The sequence below is a fragment of the Pseudomonas sp. JBR1 genome (assembly GCF_028198185.1).
Lineage (GTDB): Bacteria > Pseudomonadota > Gammaproteobacteria > Pseudomonadales > Pseudomonadaceae > Chryseomonas > Chryseomonas oryzihabitans_E.
Map to the genome: position 1 here is coordinate 2,327,697 of NZ_CP116340.1, position 18,728 is coordinate 2,346,424.

14 protein-coding genes and 2 rRNA genes are annotated in these 18,728 nt (G+C 62.8%); 7 read left to right on the forward strand and 9 right to left on the reverse strand.

Annotated features, from left to right (window positions below; genetic code table 11):
* Positions 1–4 precede the first annotated feature (4 nt).
* Positions 5–1,942, forward strand: coding sequence for a bifunctional tRNA (5-methylaminomethyl-2-thiouridine)(34)-methyltransferase MnmD/FAD-dependent 5-carboxymethylaminomethyl-2-thiouridine(34) oxidoreductase MnmC (gene mnmC / locus PJ259_RS10790; protein WP_271655741.1), 1,938 nt, complete (start codon positions 5–7; stop codon positions 1,940–1,942).
* Here the strand turns inward: mnmC and PJ259_RS10795 are convergent.
* Positions 1,939–2,772, reverse strand: coding sequence for an aldo/keto reductase (locus tag PJ259_RS10795; protein WP_059315914.1), 834 nt, complete (start codon positions 2,770–2,772; stop codon positions 1,939–1,941). The two genes, mnmC and PJ259_RS10795, sit on opposite strands and share 4 nt — an antisense overlap.
* Before the next feature lie 168 nt (positions 2,773–2,940).
* Between PJ259_RS10795 and PJ259_RS10800 the strand changes: the two genes are divergently transcribed.
* Complete coding sequence (locus PJ259_RS10800; protein ID WP_059315915.1) at positions 2,941–3,924, forward strand: DctP family TRAP transporter solute-binding subunit; 984 nt, start codon at positions 2,941–2,943, stop codon at positions 3,922–3,924.
* Here the strand turns inward: PJ259_RS10800 and PJ259_RS10805 are convergent.
* On the reverse strand, positions 3,921–4,232 hold the full coding sequence (locus PJ259_RS10805) for a hypothetical protein (protein WP_271655742.1): 312 nt from the start codon (positions 4,230–4,232) through the stop codon (positions 3,921–3,923). The genes PJ259_RS10800 and PJ259_RS10805 overlap by 4 nt on opposite strands.
* Here PJ259_RS10805 and PJ259_RS10810 point away from each other — a divergent pair.
* Positions 4,231–5,340, forward strand: coding sequence for an alpha/beta hydrolase (locus tag PJ259_RS10810; protein WP_271655743.1), 1,110 nt, complete (start codon positions 4,231–4,233; stop codon positions 5,338–5,340). The genes PJ259_RS10805 and PJ259_RS10810 overlap by 2 nt on opposite strands.
* 51 nt (positions 5,341–5,391) lie before the next feature.
* Here the strand turns inward: PJ259_RS10810 and PJ259_RS10815 are convergent, their stop codons facing one another.
* The 5 genes from PJ259_RS10815 to PJ259_RS10835 form a co-directional block, all read right to left on the reverse strand.
* On the reverse strand, positions 5,392–5,829 hold the full coding sequence (locus tag PJ259_RS10815; RefSeq protein ID WP_271655744.1) for a DNA methylase: 438 nt from the start codon (positions 5,827–5,829) through the stop codon (positions 5,392–5,394).
* A gap of 78 nt (positions 5,830–5,907) precedes the next feature.
* Positions 5,908–6,336: a group I truncated hemoglobin gene (locus PJ259_RS10820; protein ID WP_271655745.1), complete on the reverse strand. Its 429-nt coding sequence runs from the start codon at positions 6,334–6,336 to the stop codon at positions 5,908–5,910.
* On the reverse strand, positions 6,336–7,187 hold the full coding sequence (locus PJ259_RS10825) for a DUF3034 family protein (protein WP_271655746.1): 852 nt from the start codon (positions 7,185–7,187) through the stop codon (positions 6,336–6,338). The genes PJ259_RS10820 and PJ259_RS10825 overlap by 1 nt, the downstream gene beginning before the upstream one ends.
* Positions 7,184–9,502, reverse strand: coding sequence for a putative bifunctional diguanylate cyclase/phosphodiesterase (locus PJ259_RS10830; protein WP_271655747.1), 2,319 nt, complete (start codon positions 9,500–9,502; stop codon positions 7,184–7,186). Before PJ259_RS10830 ends, PJ259_RS10825 begins: the two co-directional genes overlap by 4 nt.
* Positions 9,486–10,151: a methylamine utilization protein gene (locus tag PJ259_RS10835; protein ID WP_271655748.1), complete on the reverse strand. Its 666-nt coding sequence runs from the start codon at positions 10,149–10,151 to the stop codon at positions 9,486–9,488. The genes PJ259_RS10830 and PJ259_RS10835 overlap by 17 nt, the downstream gene beginning before the upstream one ends.
* A gap of 228 nt (positions 10,152–10,379) precedes the next feature.
* On the opposite strand from PJ259_RS10835, the gene lon reads away from it, so the two are divergent.
* The 4 genes from lon (at position 10,380) to cmoB (ending at position 14,990) form a co-directional block, all read left to right on the forward strand.
* Positions 10,380–12,770, forward strand: coding sequence for an endopeptidase La (gene lon / locus PJ259_RS10840; RefSeq protein ID WP_271655749.1), 2,391 nt, complete (start codon positions 10,380–10,382; stop codon positions 12,768–12,770).
* A gap of 61 nt (positions 12,771–12,831) precedes the next feature.
* A complete protein-coding gene (locus PJ259_RS10845; protein WP_059315921.1) occupies positions 12,832–13,224 on the forward strand; it encodes a protease inhibitor I42 family protein in 393 nt (130 codons plus the stop codon).
* Positions 13,225–13,287: 63 nt separating this feature from the next.
* On the forward strand, positions 13,288–14,025 hold the full coding sequence (cmoA, locus tag PJ259_RS10850; RefSeq protein WP_059315922.1) for a carboxy-S-adenosyl-L-methionine synthase CmoA: 738 nt from the start codon (positions 13,288–13,290) through the stop codon (positions 14,023–14,025).
* Positions 14,022–14,990, forward strand: coding sequence for a tRNA 5-methoxyuridine(34)/uridine 5-oxyacetic acid(34) synthase CmoB (gene cmoB, locus PJ259_RS10855; RefSeq protein WP_271655750.1), 969 nt, complete (start codon positions 14,022–14,024; stop codon positions 14,988–14,990). Before cmoA ends, cmoB begins: the two co-directional genes overlap by 4 nt.
* 475 nt (positions 14,991–15,465) lie before the next feature.
* Here cmoB and rrf read toward each other — a convergent pair.
* A 5S ribosomal RNA gene (rrf, locus tag PJ259_RS10860) occupies positions 15,466–15,581 on the reverse strand.
* 159 nt (positions 15,582–15,740) lie between these two features.
* Positions 15,741–18,633 (reverse strand): 23S ribosomal RNA (locus PJ259_RS10865).
* Positions 18,634–18,728: the final 95 nt, after the last annotated feature.

Genomic DNA, 18,728 nt, shown 5'->3' on the forward strand with positions numbered 1-18,728 from the left:
GCTCATGACCGATTTCCAGCACGCCCAGCTCGACTGGGATGCCTCCGGGCAACCCCTCTCCCGCGCCTATGGCGATGTCTATTTCTCCCGCGCCAGCGGCCTGGAAGAGACCCGCTACGTCTTCCTGCAACAGAATCGGCTGCCCGAGCGCTTCGCGGCGCTGTCGGCGGGCGACGTTTTCACCATCGGCGAGACGGGCTTCGGCACCGGCCTCAACTTTCTATGCGCCTGGCAGCTGTTCGAGGCCCTGCCCCCCCAGGGTGCGCGCCTGCATTTCGTCAGTGTCGAGCGCTTTCCGCTGACCGCCGCCGATCTCGCCCAAGCCCTGACCCTCTGGCCGGAACTGGCGGCCTACAGCACGGCGCTGCAGCAACAGTACCAGGCGATCCACCCAGGCTTTCAGCGACTGATTCTGGGCAACGGCCGTATCACCCTCACCCTGCTGATCGGCGATGTACTGGAGCGCCTGCCCGAACTGGATGCCCGTTGTGACGCCTGGTTCCTGGATGGCTTCGCTCCAGCGAAAAATCCCGAAATGTGGACACCTGCGCTGTTCGCCGAGCTGGCGCGGCTGTCCCACGCCGGCACCACCCTGGCCACCTTCACCTGCGCCGGTTTCGTCCGCCGAGGCCTCAACGAAGCGGGCTTCGCCATGGCCAAGGTGCCGGGTTTCGGCCACAAGCGGGAGATGCTGGCCGGCGCGCTGGAGCGTCCTGCCGTCGGCGCGAGCGTTCCCTGGTATGGACGTCCGCCGCGGTGCCAGGGTCCGCGAACGGCAATCGTGATAGGCGCGGGACTCGCCGGGTGCGCCACCGCGGCCAGCCTTGCCCGCCGCGGTTGGCAGGTCAGGGTCATCGAGCGCCACGGGGCACCCGCGCAGGAGGCCTCCGGCAATCCCCAGGGCGTGCTCTACCTCAAGCTGTCGGCCCATGACACCCCGCTCAGCCGGCTGATCCTGGACGGGTTCGGCCTGACCCTGCGCGAGCTGCAGGCCCTGCCGCCGGGAGCGGCCTGGTCGCCCTGTGGGGTGTTGCAACTGGCGCTGACCGCCAAAGATGCCCAGCGCCAGGCCCAGTTGGCGGCGCACTTTCCCAGCGATCTGCTGCAACCGCTGGACCGCGACGCCGCCAGCGCCCGTGCAGGGATCGGCCTGACCGCAGGCGGCCTGTTCTTTCCAGAAGGCGGCTGGGTCCATCCACCGGCGCTGTGCGCGCACTGGCTGGCGCATCCCAACATCGAGCTGATCACCGGGACCGTCGTGACCGCGTTGCAGCAAACCGCGACCGGTTGGCAGGTAGTCACTGATCGTGCGGACCTGCAGGCGACGGTCGTCGTGGTGGCCAGTGCCGCCCAGGCCAGAACACTGCTACCCGAGCTGCCGCTCAAGGCGATTCGCGGACAGTTGTCCAATCTGCCAGAAACCCCAGCCAGTCAAGCGCTGGCAACCGTAGTGTGTGGCGAAGGCTATCTTGCCCCGGCGCGTGAAGGCCGCCACTGTCTGGGCGCCAGCTTCGTTTTCGATCGCGACGACACCGAGCCCAGTCAGGCGGAGCACCTCAGCAACCTGCAACTGCTCGCCGAGCTGTCGCCAGAACTGGCGGCCAGTCACGAGGCGCACGCCCTGGAAGGCCGCGTCGCTTTCCGCTGCACGTCGCCGGACTACCTACCCCTGGTGGGCCCGGTCGTGGACGAAGCGCTTTTCGCCCAGCGATACCAGGCGCTGGCCTACGATGCCCGCCAGGTACCCGAGCAGGCGGCTCCCTGGCACGCGGGCCTCTATCTCAATCTGGCCCACGGCTCGCGCGGTCTGGTCACCACTCCACTGGCGGCCGAACTGCTGGCGGCCTGGCTGGACGACGAACCCCTGCCCGTGGCACGGCGGGTGGCCGAAGCCTGCCACCCCAACCGCTTTCCCCTGCGTCGGTTGATCCGCGGCGGCTAGATGATCGCCAGCGGCGTCTTGCTCTGAGGTGGCGGGAAGGCACCATCGAGCAGCGCCAGATCGTCATCGGTCAGACGCAGATCCAGGGCGCGGGCGTTTTCCTCGAGGTGACCGGCATCGCCCGCCTTGGGAATGGCGATCACCCCCGGTTGGCGCAACACCCAGGCCAGGGCGATCTGCGCAGGCGTGGCCTGGTGTCGCTCCGCCAGGGTGGCCAACGTAGGATGGCGCAGGAGGTCACCGCCCTGCCCCAGCGGACAATAGGCCATCACCGGCATCTGCTGACGTTGGCACCAGGGCAGCAGGTCATGCTCGATGCCACGCTGCTCCAGGTTGTAGAGCACCTGGTTGGCGCTGCAACGGTCGTCGCCCAGCTCCAGCATGTCGCTGGTATCGAGATTGGAAACACCCCAGTGGCGGATCTTGCCTTCGTCGCGCAGCTTCTCCAGCGCCATCACCGTCTCGATCAGCGGCACCTGACCACGCCAGTGCAGCAGATAGAGATCGATGACATCGGTGCCCAGCCGCTTGAGGCTACGCTCGCAGGCCAGCGGCACCCCTGCCTCGGTGGCGTTCTTGGGATAGAACTTGCTGACCAGGAAGACCTCGTCACGCCGCCCGGCAATGGCCTCGCCGACCAGTTCTTCGGCGCGGCCTTCGCCGTACATTTCAGCGGTGTCGATCAGGGTGAGCCCCAGGTCCAGGCCCTGACGCAGGGCGCTGACCTCCTGACGATGCAGGTCGGCGTTCTCGCCCATGCGCCAGGTACCCTGTCCCAGCGCCGGAACGGTAGTGCCATCGGGCAAACGAACGGTTTGAGCGGTATTCATGGACGCATCCTTCTTATGGGTGTGCCTTGTTGGAACGTCAGCGCGCCGCCGATTCTCCCGGTCATCCGCCAAACGGCAGCCAGAGGCTTCCCACAGGCCCTGCGACCTGACGTCGCACTGGTAAAGTACGCTCCGACAAGGAATCCAAAACAGCCTCCAGGAGCTCTCATGAAGTCGTCTATCCTGGGCCTCTGCGCCCTGCTGTCCGTTGCCCTGCCCCTGACGGCCGCTCAGGCCGACGTCATCACCCTGAGGTTTTCCCATGTGGTAGCGCCGGACACGCCCAAGGGCAAGGGCGCCCTGCTGTTCCAGCAGCTGGTGGCGCAGCGCCTCGCCGGTCAGGTACAGCTGGAGGTGATGCCCAGCGGCACCGCTTTCACCGATGCCAACGAACTGCAGGCCCTGCAGGACGGCAAGGTGGACATCCTGGCACCGGCGATCAGCAAGCTCACTGACCTCAGCCCCAAGCTCAAGCTGTTCGACCTGCCCTTCCTCTTCGAGAGCCGTGCCGCCCTCGACCACTTCCAGTCCCGGCCCAGCGGCCGGCAACTGCTGCTGAGCCTGGAACCAAGCGGCATCATTGGCCTGGCCTATTGGCCCAACGGCCTCAAGCAGTTGTCGGCGCGCAAGCCACTGCGTGAACCCGGTGATGCCAAGGGCCTGGTGTTCCGCATCCAGAATTCCGATGTGCTGCAGAGCCAGTTCGAGGCGCTCGGCGCCACGGCGGTCAAGCTGCCTTTCAACCAGACCCCGAAGGCAATGGCCAGCGGCACCGTCAACGCTACCGAGAACACCTGGTCCAACTACTGGAGCCAGCGCCTCGATCAGCAGCAGCGCTACTTCACCGAAAGCAACCATGGTGCTCTGGACTACATGCTGATCGTCAAGGCCGACCGCTGGCGTACCCTGCCCTTCGCCGTGCGCAGCGCCCTGGAAGAAATCATCGACCAGGTGACCTTCGAAGTGAAGAAGCAATCCGAGGCGGAAAACCAGCGTGATCGCGCGCGCCTGGTCGCCGCCGGCAGCAGCGAGATCCTGACCCTCACCCCCGAGCAGCGGGCGCGCTGGCGCGAGGCCATGCGTCCGGTCTGGCAGCACTACGAAGGTGAGATCGGCGCCTCGCTGATCAAGGCAGCGGAAAGCTCGAACTAGAATCGCTGTTGCGGTGGCTCCGTCCAACGGCGCAGCGACACGCTACCCGGTTCACGGCATTGCAGGTCGCGAAAGGGCCCCGCCACCTTTATCCACCCCGGACCCGGCGGGGTCTGGGTGCAGAATTCCTGATTGTCCGTGGTGCTGCGCCAGCGCCAGTAGGCAGCCGGCCCGGCCAGGACGTCCGTCGCCAGCAGTCCCAGCAGCGCGATGGCCAGCGTCTTGCCAGCATTCCGCCGGAACCTCTCGCGCGCTAACCCTGTCGGTTTAGAGGTAAGCCTCTCGAATTCGCACAGGATTTCCGCCATGCCGCTTTCCGTCTTGCGTAGCAAACCTACCCTCCTCGCCCTGGCCCTGGTGGGCGCCGGCATCGCCCTGGCCGGCTGCGCCCGTGATCCGGATAAACGTTCGCTGGGTGCCGAGGCGGTCAGCAATGCCAAGAGCATGGCACGTACCGATGCCGACATGCAGAAGGTACTGAACAAGTACGCCAGCTTCGATCCCAAGGCGATCGAAAAGCTGACCGCCCAGCAGGCCCGGCAACAGCCTACCATCGCCGATGCCGTCAAAGGCGTCCTGCAGGACGAAGGCCGACCCACCCAGGCCGAGGCACTAGTGCCTGGCGTGACCAGCGTCGACCGCGCCGTGGACGGCGCTGCTGGCGTGCTGCCCGCTCGCATCTATACCCCTGAAGGTCAGGGCCCCTTCCCGGTCATCCTCTATTTCCACGGTGGCGGCTGGGTCTTCGCTGACCGTAACGTCTACGATGCTGGCGCCCGCGGCCTGGCCAAGCAGGCCAATGCCATCGTGGTCTCGGTGGACTATCGCCAGGCCCCGGAATACAAGTTTCCTGCCGCTCACGATGATGCCCTGGCCGCCTATCGCTGGGTGACCACCCACGCCGGCTCGCTCAATGGCGATCCCCAGCGCCTGGCGCTGGCGGGCGAAAGCGCTGGCGGCAACCTGGCGGTGGCGACCGCTGTCGTCGCACGCAAAGCCGGTCTCACCGCGCCCAAGCACGTGCTGTCGGTCTATCCGGTGGCCCAGACCAACACCCATACCCAATCCTACGAGCAGTACGACGACGGCAAGCCGCTCAATCGCCCCATGATGCTGTGGTTCATCGATAAGGTGACCCGGTCGTCCGATGACCTCAAGGACCCGCGCCTGGACCTGACCAAGGCCGATCTCAACGGGCTGCCGCCGGTCACCATCGTCAACGCCGAGATCGACCCCCTGCGTGATGACGGTGGCTTCCTGGAAACCGCCCTGCGCCAGGCCGGAGTCCAGGTGGAGCGCAAGGTCTATCCAGGCGTCACCCACGAGTTCTTTGGTACCGCTGCGGTCGTGCAGAAGGCCAAGGACGCCCAGGCCTATGCCGGCAGCCGACTCAAGGCCGACCTGGATAAGAAATAGCGCTGACCTGCTCGTCTCGACCACCGCCGGCCCTGTGCCGGCGGTGTACCTTCAGCCGGGAAACAGCAAGTGTCCCACCTCGCGCATGAAGATCTCGCAGGTCTTGGGGCCTACGCCCTTCAGTGTCTGCAGGCGCCGCTCGAAATCTGTCCGGTCAGCACTGGCATCACGCAGCCGAGCGAAGCTGCCGCCATGTTCCTCCTGCAACCAATGGCAGGCGTCCAGCAAGCGCGTCGCGGTGCTCTCGTCATAACGCCGGTAGTGACCTTCCCCCAGATAGTTGACCAGTTGCTGCCAGCTCAGGTTGAGCAGCTTGCGCGGTGTATCGCGGCCGTATTTGCGATAGAGCACTGACCACGCCTGGGCGGCGATGCTCTGGGAAATGCGCTTGCCGAACAGATAGCTCGCCAGAAACCAGCCGAAGAACGCCTGTTCATCGTCAGCGGTGAGGGTCAGGCCGAGGTCGGCCGCCGAAGTCGTCTTGCTCAAGAAGCATCTCTCCCGAGGGTGTATAGCCTAGGGAGGACTCCGAGCAGGCCTGGTTCGAAACCGGCGACGACTGGCAGGCTACTGGCGAATCACCTGGCCGCGCTGCGGCGCGAGTCGCGCCAGCAGGGCATTCTGCGCCCACTCCGCAATACCCTCGTGCTGCATGGCCAGCTGCAGGTCTTCCACCAGCGCATTGAAGTCGGCTGGTTGCAGATTTAGCCCCTTATGACTTTCCTCCATGCTTGCCCCGGTATAGCGACAGGGACCGCCAGCGTCAGCGCAGAATTTCTGGATCAACTGACCACGCAGCCGGGCGATGTCGACTCGGACGAAGTAGTGCCGGATTCGGTCATCACGAGCCACATTGAGCAGCATCCCCTCGACGATCCGAGTGATGCCCGGTTGGCCGCCCAGCTCCTGATAGAGCCGATCACCTGAGGGTTGCTGGGGCGTGCACCCCAGCAGCGTCAGCAGCAGGGCCAGCAGTGCCAAGGGGCTCGCCTTCATCAGTAGCTCCCCTGCAGCGACAGATAGAGGCCCTGCTGACGGTCGAGGGTGGCGATCTCGCCCAACCAGGCGTAGGCCAGCACCACCGATAGATGCTTGTTGGGGAAGTAACCGACGAAGGTATCCACCCAGTCGCTCTCCCCGGTGAAAGACAGATTGTGCGGCTTCTGGCGATATTCCGCCCCAGCCGCCCAGCGCGGATTGAAGAACACCGCGGCCGAGCCTTCCTTGAGCCACTGACGATGATCGCTGCGATCGCCACCGAAGCCCAGCAGGCCCATCTCGTTGGCGCGGCTGTATCTGAGTCCGGCATTGACCAGCAGGTTGTAGCCGAAGGCACCGCCCAGAAACAGCCGGCTGGCGCCCAGGTAGCCTTCGACGTCGCTGTCGCGGCGGGCACCCACCGCGGCAGGAATGGCGAAATCGCGCTGGTGCTTGTACTGGATCCCCAGCGCCAGCTGTGGCAACCGGTCATAGATCAGGTCACCGGCGAGACGCACCTTGGCGCCGACAACGTCCTGGCTGAGGCTGTCCTCGGCAAGGTTCAGGCGCCGGCGCAGGGTCGGCATCTCCAGTCGCTGCCGCGCGTAGGACAGTTCCACCCGATTGTCGTAGGCCACCGCTGCGCCCGCCACATCCAGGCGGTAGTCACCGGTCCAGACCCGCGTGGCGAAGGCCGTCGCGCCGGGCTGACCGCTTTCCCCATAGCCACCAATCACCGCCCAGGGGGTAATGCCACCGCCTGCCGCGCCTTCCAGACTGCTGGCCCCGCCGGTGGCCAGCAACTTGCCGCCATCGGCCTGCGCCCCCGCGGCGAGCAGCAACAAGCCAACGCCCCAGGCACGGGTCACGAGAGCAGCTCCGCCACCGGTACGCTTTGCCGCTCCATCCAGGCTTCGAACTCCGCAGCCGGCACCGGGCGGCTGATGTAGTAGCCCTGAATCACATCGCACCCCCAGTTGCGCAACAGGGCCAGCGCCTGCGCCTCTTCGACGCCCTCGGCGACCACCTCCAGGCCCAGGTTATGGCCCATCTCGATGGTCGAGCGGACGATGACGGCATCGTCGTTGTCCGGCGCCAATTCCTTCACGAAGGACTGGTCGATCTTCAATTCGTCCACCGGCAGTCGCTTGAGGTGGGCCAGGGATGCCTGGCCGGTTCCGTAGTCGTCCACCGACAGCCTTATGCCCAGAACGGACAGCCGGGTGAGCAAGGCGATGGCGGCCTCGGGATCGGCCATGATGGCGCTCTCGGTGATCTCGAAGGTCAGTTGCCGCGCCGAGACGCCGGCGTCATCGAGCCAGCCGATCACCCGCTCGGGCAGGCGGTTATCGGCCAGGTCGACGGCGGACACGTTCAACGACACCTTTACCTCGCGTCCCTGGGTCTGCCAAAGCGCCAGCTGCCGGATCGCCGCCTGGATCACCCAGCGGGTGAGACCGGCCATGCTGCCGCTCCGCTCGGCCAGGGGAATGAACTCGCCCGGCGAGACCATGCCCAGTTCGGCGTGGCGCCAGCGCAGCAGGACCTCGGCTTGATAGGGGCCGCTGCCATGCAGGGCAATCTTGGGCTGGAACACCAGCATCAATTCGCCCCGCTCGCCCGCCAGCGGCAGATCGTGTACCAGCTGGAGCCGTCGCTGCTGGGCCGCATCCCGACCTTCATCATAGACCCGCAGGCGATCCGGCATCTGGCCGGCATCGAGCATGGCGCTACGCGCCCGCTCGATCAGCTGGGTCGGGTCGTCACTGTGGCGCGGATACTCGGCGAGGCCGATGCGGCAACTGAGGCGGAACAGCTGCCCTTCCCACTCGATCGGCTCCGCCAGCGATAGCCGCAGCTGCTCAGCGAGCCCCACCGCGCCCTCCAGCCCCATACGGCAGACCTGAACGAGAAACTCGTCGCCCACCGGGCGCGACACGCAGCCACGACCGGCCAGCAGGACCTGTGCCCGTTCGGCTACCATCCTGAGGATCCGGTCGCCACCGGCCACCCCGGCGGACTCGTTGATCGCCTGGAAACCGTCCAGCCCCAGGTACAGCAGCGACACCTGGGACTGGCTAGCGATGAAGACCCGCAGTCGTTCCTCGGCCAGGATGCGATTGGGCAGCCCGGTCAGGGGATCGTGCAGGGCGTTGTGCTTGAGTCGCTGCTCACGCTCGGCGATCCCCTGGCGCATGTCCTCGAGCACCTGCGCCAGCCGCCCGAACTCGTCCTGCCGCTGTACATCCACCTTGACCCCATAGTCGCCCTGGCCGATCCGCCAGGACACCACGGAAAGCTGACGCAGCGGCTGGACCAGATTGCGAGCCAGCCACAGCGCGCCCAGCAAGGCCGCCAGCAGCGCCCCGCAGGCGATCAGCGCAAGCTGCCTGAGCAGGGGTTCGAATTCGGCCAGGGCCACGTCGAGGGAACGTAACAGATAGACGTAGACCGGGCTGTCGCTGGTACCCAGGGTCAGGCGCTTGACCTGATAGAGCCGACCGCCCAGCGTCATCTGCCAGGTGTCGCCTGCCTGGGTTGAACTCGTCAGCTCCTTCACCAGCAACCGCCCTTGCTCGTCCGGCAGCGTGCTGGCCATGATCGTAGCTTCGCCAAGAAAGACCACGTCCAGGTTGATCAGCGAGCGAAATTCCCGGGCCATGGCCTGATCCATGACGAAACTCATCACCACCTGGGCGATGGGCAGCGGCGCCCGCACCGGAACGGTGACCCGCAATTGGGGCAAGCCGGTACCTGCCAGCACGCAGCTGCCGTCATTGGCCGCCGGTACCGACGCGGGCAAACGCTCGCCCTCGCTATGGGCCGCAACGGTGCTGGCGATCAGTCGACCGTCCATATCCAGCAGATAGGTATCGCCCGCGCCGACCCGCGCGCCATGGTTGGCCAGCACCGACCTCAGGGTTGGCACATCGCCATTGGCCACCGCATCGCGAAAGCCGAAGTCGGCGGCGAGCACGCGCACGGCATCGTTCAGCCGGCGGCAACGACCGTCCAGCACCTGGCGGAACACCCGGGCGCCGGTGTCGAGCTGATCGTAGGACTGACGGATCGCACTGGCCTCGGTGGCGGCCTTGACCGTCAGATAGACCAGGGTGATCACCACCAGCATCAGCAGGAAGAGGCTGCCGGCGATGCGGGTCTGGAAACTATGGATGAGCTTCATCGTGCGCCGCCTTGTGGAAGGCGTCCTCGAATGCCGTGTTTGCCGGTTCCGCGGACTGAGGCTTCGGCTGGACCGCCAGCTGGAGTGCCAGGGTCACGGGCTGGCCCTTCACGTCCAGGTCGGGCTGGGCTACTTCCTGCTTGTCACTGAGGTCGGGATGCCAGAGCGCCAGCCGATAATGACCCTCCGGCGCCTCCAGCCGCGCCTGACCCTGACTGTCGGTCACGGCAGAACGTCCCGCAGCGGTCACATAGATATAGCCCACCATCCAGTCGTGGATGTTGCAGCCGACCACCACCACGCCGGGCTGGTCGAATACCACCGGCGCGCTGGGAATGCCGTGATACAGCGGCAGCTCGAAGTGCTTGGGCGAGGAAAAGGAATAGACCTGGTGACGGATATCGTCGGAATTGGGAAAGCTCACCGCCGTCCCGGCAGACACGGCCAGGACATGGGGCACGAAGCGACGATTCTGCTGGTCGATGGCCGCCGGCTGTCGCTCGGGTACCAGGCCCTGCCCTGACAGCATCACCACTGCATCGACCAGGGGCGCGCCCTGGCTATCAGTTACCTGGACCTTGATCTCTGCCGCCTGCGCGGTCCCCAGCCCCAAGGCCAACAATCCCGCCACTACCCGTTGCTTGTTCACCCACTGCTCTCCACCGCGTGACCTTCGGATCTCTCGCCGGCTTCGCGGCGTGACTTCAGCTTTAGCGGCAGTCACGAACGAATCTTTATCGTGGCAGAGCCTTCTCGTTTGCCCGGTCGTCGCACTTCGAGTGGTACCTGGCGGTCAAGAAGGACAGGTCCATGCCTGCGTTGAAAAAGCGGCGCCCTCGCCCCATGTTGGCTTCACATCCAAGCCCAAGGTACGCCAATGAGCGATCAGGACAATCAAGCGGACATCCTCAGCGAAGAAGCCGGCCAGACCGGTCTGGTGCTGCCTGGCCAGAATCTTCCCGACAAGCTCTACGTCATCCCTATCCACAACCGGCCCTTCTTCCCGGCACAGGTCCTGCCGGTCATCGTCAACGAAGAGCCCTGGGCCGAAACTCTGGAGCTGGTGGCCAAGACCGATCACCACTGCCTGGCGCTGTTCTACATGGATCAGCCGCCCGAGGATCCCGAAGGCTTCGATCCCGACCAGCTCCCTCAGCATGGAACCCTGGTACGTATCCACCATGCCACTCGTCAGGACGGCAAGCTGCAGTTCGTCGCCCAGGGGCTGTCGCGGGTACGCATCCGCGGCTGGCTCCGTCGCCAGCGCCCGCCCTATCTGGTGGAAGTCGAACACCTGCGCCCCAACCCCGATCCCAGCGACGAGGTAAAGGCCTACGGCATGGCGCTGATCAACGCCATCAAGGAGCTCTTGCCGCTCAATCCGCTCTACAGCGAAGAGCTGAAGAACTATCTCAACCGCTTCAGTCCCAACGATCCCTCGCCGCTGACCGACTTCGCCGCCGCCCTCACCACCGCCCCAGGCGATGAACTGCAGCAGGTGCTCGATACCGTGCCCATGCTGCAACGCATGGAAAAGGTCCTGCCGCTGCTGCGCAAGGAAGTCGAGGTCGCTCGCCTGCAGAAGGAGCTCTCCGCCGAGGTCAATCGCAAGATCAACGAACGCCAGCGCGAATTCTTCCTCAAGGAACAGCTCAAGCTGATCCAGCAGGAGCTGGGCATCACCAAGGACGATCGCAGCAGCGATATCGAAAGCTTCCGTCAACGGTTGGAACGCAAGCTTCTGCCCGAAGCAGCGCAGAAGCGTATCGACGACGAGCTGAACAAGCTGTCCATCCTCGAAACCGGCTCGCCGGAATACGGTGTTACCCGCAACTACCTGGACTGGGCCACCGACCTCCCCTGGGGCGTCCATGGTCAGGACAAGCTCGATCTCAAGCACGCACGCAAGGTGCTGGATCGCCACCATGCCGGGCTAGACGACATCAAGAACCGCATCCTCGAATTTCTCGCCGTGGGTGCCTTCAAGGGTGAAGTAGCCGGCTCCATCGTGCTGCTGGTGGGCCCGCCCGGCGTGGGCAAGACCAGCATTGGCAAATCCATTGCCGAATCCCTCGGCCGCCCCTTCTATCGCTTCAGTGTCGGCGGCATGCGCGACGAGGCGGAGATCAAGGGTCACCGACGCACCTACATTGGCGCCATGCCCGGCAAGCTCGTCCAGGCCCTGCGCGACGTCAAGGTCATGAACCCGGTCATCATGCTCGACGAGATCGACAAGATGGGCCAGAGTTACCAGGGCGATCCGGCCTCAGCGCTATTGGAGACCCTGGATCCGGAACAGAACGTCGACTTCCTCGACCACTACCTGGATCTGCGCCTGGATCTGTCCAAGGTGCTGTTCGTCTGCACCGCCAACACCCTGGACTCCATCCCCGGCCCCCTGCTGGATCGCATGGAGATCATCCGCCTTTCCGGCTACATCGCCGAAGAGAAGCAGGCCATCACCAAGCGCCATCTCTGGCCCAAGCAGCTGGACAAGGCCGGGGTACCCAAGGACCGCCTGACCCTGACCGACAGCGCCCTCAAGGCGCTGGTGGAAGGCTATGCCCGCGAGGCCGGCGTGCGCCAGCTGGAGAAGCAACTGGGCAAGCTGGTGCGCAAGGCGGTGGTCAAGCTCATCGAGGAACCCAAGCTCAAGATCAAGATCGGCGCGTCGGACCTCGAGGACTATCTGGGCAAGCCGCCCTTCCGCAAGGAGCAGCTGCTGTCCGGGGTCGGTGTCATTACCGGGCTGGCCTGGACCAGCATGGGCGGGGCTACCCTACCAATCGAGGCGACGCGCATCCATACGCTGAATCGGGGCTTCAAGCTCACCGGCAAGCTGGGTGATGTCATGAAGGAGTCCGCCGAGATCGCCTATAGCTACGTTACCGCGCATCTCAAGGACTTCAAGGGCGATCCGAACTTCTTCGACCAGGCCTTCGTTCATCTGCATGTCCCTGAAGGCGCTACCCCGAAGGACGGGCCCAGTGCCGGTATCACCATGGCCTCCGCCCTGCTGTCACTGGCCCGCAACCAGGCCCCGAAGAAGAACGTGGCCATGACCGGTGAGCTGACCCTGACCGGCCAGGTGCTGCCCATCGGCGGGGTACGGGAAAAGGTCATCGCGGCACGGCGGCAGAAGATCAGCGAGCTGATCCTGCCAGAGCCTAACCGTGGTGACTTCGAGGAGTTGCCGGCCTATCTCAGAGAGGGCCTGACCGTGCACTTCGCTCGCCGCTTCGCCGACGTGGCCAAGGTGCTCTTCTAGTCTGACCGTTCGACCTCTTGGGGTATGCTCTGCGTTTTGCCGTCATACCCTGGAGGTTCCCATGTCCCCGCGTCTTCTGTTCTGCAGCTGCCTGTTGCTGGCCGGTTGCAGCAGTACCCAGCCGAGCGGCAACCTGGTTCTCGGAGATGACAGCGACTGCACGCCGCTGGCCATGCATACCGGCCAGGAACTGACCCTGACCCTGCCCAGCGACCCTACCAGCGGCTACCGCTGGGCCATCCTCCAGCGCAGCGACAACCTCAGGCAGCTCGGCCCGGAAGTCTTCCGCGAAAGACGCCAGGACCAGGGCGGCATCGGTAGCGCCGGCCAGTCCCTCTGGCGTTTCCGCGCCGAGAGCGCCGGCAGCGCCCACCTCGAACTCCAGGCCCGCCAACCCTGGGATGCCGAGGCCGAGCCCCAGGCGCGCTTCGACTGCCGCATCGAAATCCGCTAAAGCCGCGTCCCGCACTACCTGCCGGGGGTACAATGCCCCCTTTCGATTTTCCAGGTACCGCCCATGAGCGAAGCCGACCGCCTGTTCGCGTCGCCGCAGCCTCCTGCCGACTTCACTTTCAACGAAGATGTAGTGCGTGTCTTTCCCGACATGATCAAGAGATCCGTGCCGGGCTACCCCACCATCGTCGAAAACCTCGGCGTCATCGCCGCGCGCTTCGCCCAGCCCAACAGCCGTCTCTACGATCTTGGCTGTTCCCTTGGCGCCGTCACCCAGGCACTGCGCCGCCATGTCCGCGTCGAAGGCACCCGCGTGGTAGCCATCGATAATTCCTCCGCCATGGTCACCCGCTGCCGCGAATACCTGAGCGCCCAGGATTCCATGCATGAGGAGTTGCTACCGGTTGAGGTGGTGGAAGCCGACATCCTTGAGGCTCCGCTCGAAGCGGCTTCGGTGATCGCGCTCAACTTCACCCTGCAGTTCATCCCACCGGAACAACGGCTGGACCTGCTCAGCCGCCTGCGTGCCAGCCTGCTGCCCGGTGGCGCCCTGCTGCTGTCGGAAAAGATCCGTTTCCCGGAAGCGACCAACCAGGAGCTGCTCAATGGCCTGCACCTGGATTTCAAGCGTGCCAATGGCTACAGCGAACTGGAAATCGCCCAGAAACGTACCGCGCTGGAAAACGTCATGCTGACCGACACCCTGGACGAACACCGGGCGCGCCTGCAGGCCGCCGGCTTCGCCACCGTCGTCCCCTGGTTCCAATGCCTCAACTTCACCTCCCTGATCGTCCTGCCATGACCCAACCGGCCTATCTCGCAACACTGCAACAGGCGCTGGCAGATACGCCACTGGCCCCCTGGTCTCGAGACCTCGAAGGCGTCCTTGCCGCCAAATACGCGCGCGGCCATGGCGACCTCCAGCGCTGGCAAGCCGGTGTCGATGCCCTGCCCGACATCAAGGTGGAAGGCGTCGCGCTGCATGAGGCCGTGCGCCTCGATGGCACTCCATCGATGGAGCAACAGCAGGCGCTGCGCGAAGCGCTGCTGCAGCTGCGGCCCTGGCGCAAGGGCCCCTTCAAGTTGTTCGACGTGCACCTGGACACCGAATGGCGTTCGGACTGGAAATGGGATCGGGTCGCCCCCCACCTGGATCTGCAGGGTAAACGTGTCCTGGACGTCGGCAGCGGCAACGGCTACTACCAGTGGCGCATGCTCGGCGCCGGAGCTGATGTAGTGATAGGTGTCGATCCCAACTGGCTCTTCCACTGCCAATTCCAGGCCCTGCGCCGCTATCTACCCCAGCTGCCCACCTGGCACTTGCCGCTGACTCTGGAAGAGCTGCCACCACTGGAAGGTGGCTTCGATACGGTCTTTTCCATGGGCGTGCTCTATCACCGTCGCTCGCCCATCGACCATCTCCTGGACCTGAAGAACTGCCTCGACAGCGGTGGCGAGCTGGTCCTGGAAACCCTGGTCGTCGACGGCGATGCCACTACCGTCCTGGTGCCCGAGGACCGTTACGCTCAGATGCGCAATGTCTGGTTCCTGCCCTCCGCTGCCGCCCTACAACTCTGGCTGCAACGCGCTGGCTATCGTGATATCCGTCTGGTGGACCTTACCCCGACGACCGTGGACGAACAGCGCTCCACCGAGTGGATGGGCTTTCAGTCACTACCCGACTTCCTCCATCCCGAGGATCCCAGCCGCACCGTCGAAGGCCTTCCCGCCCCCTTGCGCGCGACCCTTATAGCTCGCAAACCCTGAACGCAAAAAGCCCGGCACATGCCGGGCTTTTTATTGCTCTGTTATTTGATCTCGTAACGCTGCCGTAGATTGGGCTGAGCACAGCGAGGCCCAACATCCAGCTATATGATCAGGGCCATGGCGGTCCGCCGATGCGGCCGCTCCTACGGTATGACTTCCTGTAGGAGCGGCCCATGGCCGCGAGGGCCACAACAGCCCGGCGTAGCCGGGCTGTTTTTGCTTTTGCTCTTGCAGACCTCAAGCCGCACCTGATCCAGCAAGCGACACTTAAGCCTCAGCTGCACGGCTTCTAGGCCCCTCCCCCCTGGGAGAGGGTTAGGATGAGGGCAGCCTCAACCGCATGGCTTACCAGCTTTCCAGCTTCCGCCTGCAGGCCCCTCCGCCCAAGTCCCTTGGCACTCCCGCCAAAACGTTTCCCGCCCCAAAGACAACACCCCCGCCAGAGTGATCTGAGCGGGGGTGCTGGGTGTTAGGCGCTTGACGATGACCTACTCTCACATGGGGAAACCCCACACTACCATCGGCGATGCATCGTTTCACTTCTGAGTTCGGGAAGGGATCAGGTGGTTCCAATGCTCTATGTTCGTCAAGCAATTCGGTTGGCTGGCCAGGCAATAAGACTGCCTGGCTGGCCCAATTGGGTCTGTGATCGAAGTAGACAATTCGTCTTGGGTCTTGCGAACCCACGCGCCCGTTTTCGGCGTCGTCTTCCTCACGCTCTGACCTGCGGTCAGATTGTTTGGGTGTTATATGGTCAAGCCTCACGGGCAATTAGTATCGGTTAGCTCAACGCCTCACAGCGCTTACACACCCGACCTATCAACGTCGTAGTCTTCGACGGCCCTTCAGGAAGCTCAAGGCTCCAGTGAGATCTCATCTTGAGGCAAGTTTCCCGCTTAGATGCTTTCAGCGGTTATCTCTTCCGAACATAGCTACCCGGCGATGCCACTGGCGTGACAACCGGAACACCAGAGGTTCGTCCACTCCGGTCCTCTCGTACTAGGAGCAGCCCCTCTCAAATCTCAAACGTCCACGGCAGATAGGGACCGAACTGTCTCACGACGTTCTAAACCCAGCTCGCGTACCACTTTAAATGGCGAACAGCCATACCCTTGGGACCGGCTTCAGCCCCAGGATGTGATGAGCCGACATCGAGGTGCCAAACACCGCCGTCGATATGAACTCTTGGGCGGTATCAGCCTGTTATCCCCGGAGTACCTTTTATCCGTTGAGCGATGGCCCTTCCATACAGAACCACCGGATCACTAAGACCTACTTTCGTACCTGCTCGACGTGTCTGTCTCGCAGTCAAGCGCGCTTTTGCCTTTATACTCTACGACCGATTTCCGACCGGTCTGAGCGCACCTTCGTACTCCTCCGTTACTCTTTAGGAGGAGACCGCCCCAGTCAAACTGCCCACCATACACTGTCCTCGATCCGGATAACGGACCAGAGTTAGAACCTCAAGGTTGCCAGGGTGGTATTTCAAGGATGGCTCCACGCAGACTGGCGTCCACGCTTCAAAGCCTCCCACCTATCCTACACAAGCAAGCTCAAAGTCCAGTGCAAAGCTACAGTAAAGGTTCACGGGGTCTTTCCGTCTAGCCGCGGATACACTGCATCTTCACAGCGATTTCAATTTCACTGAGTCTCGGGTGGAGACAGCGCCGCCATCGTTACGCCATTCGTGCAGGTCGGAACTTACCCGACAAGGAATTTCGCTACCTTAGGACCGTTATAGTTACGGCCGCCGTTTACCGGGGCTTCGATCAAGAGCTTCGCTTGCGCTAACCCCATCAATTAACCTTCCGGCACCGGGCAGGCGTCACACCCTATACGTCCACTTTCGTGTTTGCAGAGTGCTGTGTTTTTAATAAACAGTCGCAGCGGCCTGGTATCTTCGACCGGCATGAGCTTACGGGGTAAACCCTTCACCCTCACCGGCGCACCTTCTCCCGAAGTTACGGTGCCATTTTGCCTAGTTCCTTCACCCGAGTTCTCTCAAGCGCCTTGGTATTCTCTACCCGACCACCTGTGTCGGTTTGGGGTACGGTTCCTAGTTACCTGAAGCTTAGAGGCTTTTCCTGGAAGCATGGCATCAACCACTTCTCCTTCTAAAAGAAGGATCGTCATCAGTTCTCGGCCTTAACTGTCCGGATTTACCTAAACAATCAGCCTACCACCTTAAACTTGGACAACCATCGCCAAGCTGGCCTAGCCTTCTCCGTCCCCCCATCGCAGTAACTAGAAGTACGGGAATATTAACCCGTTTCCCATCGACTACGCCTTTCAGCCTCGCCTTAGGGACCGACTCACCCTGCGTCGATTAACGTTGCGCAGGAACCCTTGGTCTTTCGGCGTGCGAGTTTTTCACTCGCATTGTCGTTACTCATGTCAGCATTCGCACTTCTGATACCTCCAGCAAGCTTCTCAACTCACCTTCACAGGCTTACAGAACGCTCCTCTACCGCATCACCAAAGGTGATACCCGTAGCTTCGGTGCCTGGTTTGAGCCCCGTTACATCTTCCGCGCAGGCCGACTCGACTAGTGAGCTATTACGCTTTCTTTAAAGGGTGGCTGCTTCTAAGCCAACCTCCTAGCTGTCTAAGCCTTCCCACATCGTTTACCACTTAACCAGGACTTTGGGACCTTAGCTGACGGTCTGGGTTGTTTCCCTTTTCACGACGGACGTTAGCACCCGCCGTGTGTCTCCCATGCTCGGCACTTCTGGGTATTCGGAGTTTGCATCGGTTTGGTAAGTCGGGATGACCCCCTAGCCGAAACAGTGCTCTACCCCCCAGAGTGATACATGAGGCGCTACCTAAATAGCTTTCGAGGAGAACCAGCTATCTCCGAGCTTGATTAGCCTTTCACTCCGATCCACAAGTCATCCCCTGCCTTTTCAACGGAAGTGGGTTCGGTCCTCCAGTCAGTGTTACCTAACCTTCAACCTGCTCATGGATAGATCGCCCGGTTTCGGGTCTATTCCCAGCGACTAGACGCCCTATTAAGACTCGCTTTCGCTACGCCTCCCCTATTCGGTTAAGCTCGCCACTGAAAATAAGTCGCTGACCCATTATACAAAAGGTACGCAGTCACCCAACAAAGTGGGCTCCCACTGCTTGTACGCATACGGTTTCAGGTTCTATTTCACTCCCCTCTCCGGGGTTCTTTTCGCCTTTCCCTCACGGTACTGGTTCACTATCGGTCAGTCAGGAGTATTTAGCCTTGGAGGATGGTCCCCCCATATTCAGACAGGGTTTCTCGTGCCCCGTCCTACTCGATTTCATTGATAAGAGCGTTTCGCGTACAGGGCTATCACCCACTATGGCCGCACTTTCCAGAGCGTTCCGCTACTCTCAAATCAACTTAAGGGCTGGTCCCCGTTCGCTCGCCACTACTAAGGGAATCTCGGTTGATTTCTTTTCCTCAGGGTACTTAGATGTTTCAGTTCCCCTGGTTCGCCTCTTAACCCTATGGATTCAGGTTAAGATACCTAGCTTATGCTAGGTGGGTTCCCCCATTCAGAGATCTCCGGGTCACAGGTCATTTGCCACCTCACCGAAGCTTATCGCAGGCTATCACGTCTTTCATCGCCTCTGACTGCCAAGGCATCCACCGTATGCGCTTCTTCACTTGACCATATAACCCCAAGCAATCTCGCTGACGTCCAAGGACGTTACCGATCTGCAAAGCGTTAGATGAGTGAAGACGACATTTCGCCGAAAACTTGCGCT

Bases quoted from the DNA above. Each gene is read 5' to 3' on its own strand.
- PJ259_RS10820 (WP_271655745.1), bottom strand. From the start codon at position 6,336: ATGAAGGCGAGCCCCTTGGCACTGCTGGCCCTGCTGCTGACGCTGCTG.
- PJ259_RS10800 (WP_059315915.1), top strand. From the start codon at position 2,941: ATGAAGTCGTCTATCCTGGGCCTCTGCGCCCTGCTGTCCGTTGCCCTG.
- mnmC (WP_271655741.1), top strand. From the start codon at position 5: ATGACCGATTTCCAGCACGCCCAGCTCGACTGGGATGCCTCCGGGCAA.
- PJ259_RS10795 (WP_059315914.1), bottom strand. From the start codon at position 2,772: ATGAATACCGCTCAAACCGTTCGTTTGCCCGATGGCACTACCGTTCCG.
- PJ259_RS10810 (WP_271655743.1), top strand. From the start codon at position 4,231: ATGCCGCTTTCCGTCTTGCGTAGCAAACCTACCCTCCTCGCCCTGGCC.
- PJ259_RS10805 (WP_271655742.1), bottom strand. From the start codon at position 4,232: ATGGCGGAAATCCTGTGCGAATTCGAGAGGCTTACCTCTAAACCGACA.
- cmoA (WP_059315922.1), top strand. From the start codon at position 13,288: ATGAGCGAAGCCGACCGCCTGTTCGCGTCGCCGCAGCCTCCTGCCGAC.
- cmoB (WP_271655750.1), top strand. From the start codon at position 14,022: ATGACCCAACCGGCCTATCTCGCAACACTGCAACAGGCGCTGGCAGAT.
- PJ259_RS10830 (WP_271655747.1), bottom strand. From the start codon at position 9,502: ATGAAGCTCATCCATAGTTTCCAGACCCGCATCGCCGGCAGCCTCTTC.
- lon (WP_271655749.1), top strand. From the start codon at position 10,380: ATGAGCGATCAGGACAATCAAGCGGACATCCTCAGCGAAGAAGCCGGC.
- PJ259_RS10845 (WP_059315921.1), top strand. From the start codon at position 12,832: ATGTCCCCGCGTCTTCTGTTCTGCAGCTGCCTGTTGCTGGCCGGTTGC.